Below are 794 nucleotides of genomic sequence, written 5' to 3' on the forward strand. Positions count from 1 at the left end.
CATCTGTTATTTACATTTGTAGCCAGATAACTGACGAAAAAGAGACCAAACGGAAAAAAACTAAAAAAACAACTAGACGCCATAGTGTGAACTACGTATTATTCCACTCCGCCGATAGGGCATGCGCCCGTAGCTCAGCTGGATAGAGCGTTGGCCTCCGGAGCCAAAGGTCGAAGGTTCGAATCCTTTCGGGCGCGCCATTTGGATGCCTGGAGGATATTATCGGTGAAAAAACAATGGTGGCTATAGCTACAGTTGGTAGAGTCCCGGATTGTGATTCCGGTTGTCGCGGGTTGAACTCCGTTAGCCACCCATTCTTTCTTTAAAGATAAAATTTCGGTGAATAGCGCAGCTTGGTAGCGCATCTGGTTTGGGACCAGAGGGTCGGGGGTTCGAATCCCTCTTCACCGACCACATTGAGAAAAAGGCTCTACAGCAATGTAGAGCCTTTTTCGTATCTGGTGATATTTGTTTGGGATCTGGGGGCGGGAGCTGGAATCCCAGCCGTGTTGAATTCCTCTTCACCGCCCACTGTAGAAAGCCTGCTTTTTGTTGCAGGCTTTCGTTGTTTTGGCATCCTGGACTAAAACGTCTGTGCGATCTTCTTCTCTCTACTTTCTCTCTACTTTCTCTCTACCTTCTCTCTACCTTCTCTCTACCTTCTCTCTACCTTCTCTCTACTCTCTCTACGTTCTCATTTCTTGCCTCAACCCACGAGCCTTACTGAGTATGCCGATGCGCTGGCTTTTGTCTCTGATGAGAGACTTTTAAGGCTTTCTAAGCGGAGTTGCTGA

Annotated in this window: 3 tRNA genes; all 3 read left to right on the forward strand. The window is 47.7% G+C overall.

Going from position 1 to position 794, the window contains the following annotated elements:
- Positions 1-123: 123 nt before the first annotated feature.
- The 3 genes from CIK04_RS32525 to CIK04_RS32535 all read left to right on the forward strand — a co-directional run bounded on the left by CIK04_RS32525 (position 124) and on the right by CIK04_RS32535 (position 414).
- Positions 124-200: transfer RNA gene (locus CIK04_RS32525), tRNA-Arg, on the forward strand.
- 39 nt (positions 201-239) lie between these two features.
- Positions 240-312: transfer RNA gene (locus tag CIK04_RS32530), tRNA-His, on the forward strand.
- Positions 313-337: 25 nt separating this feature from the next.
- Positions 338-414 (forward strand) — tRNA-Pro (locus CIK04_RS32535).
- Positions 415-794 lie beyond the last annotated feature (380 nt).

Source organism: Vibrio sp. 03_296, from assembly GCF_002265885.1.